Genomic DNA, 302 nt, shown 5'->3' with positions numbered 1-302 from the left:
GCGGGGGCCCCTCATCAACGGGCTGCGCGACCGGGTGCAGGATGCCCTGGCGCAGAAGCGGGCGGCGCTGGGCGGGGCGGCCCTCGAGGCCAGGCTCGCCGCCGAGCGCGTCGACGTCACGCTGCCGCTCCGGGAGGCGCCGGAGGCGCGCGGGCGCATCCACCCGATCAGCCAGGTGATCGACGAGATCACCGCGATCTCCGCCGACATGGGCTTCTCGGTGGCGGAGGGTCCGGACGTCGAGACGGACGAGCTGAACTTCACGGCGCTCAACTTCCCGCCCGGGCACCCGGCGCGCGAGA

Annotated in this window: 1 protein-coding gene; it reads left to right on the top strand. The window is 74.8% G+C overall.

All coding sequences use genetic code 11. From position 1 onward, the window contains the following. A partial coding sequence (locus ACLBXP_RS25660) for a tRNA ligase subunit PheS family protein (protein ID WP_447670636.1) occupies positions 1 to 302 on the top strand: 302 nt, incomplete at both ends.

The organism is Methylobacterium sp. A54F (genome assembly GCF_053346035.1).
Note: the sequence above shows the minus strand (reverse complement) of the source record. Positions and strands in the feature narration are given on the sequence as shown.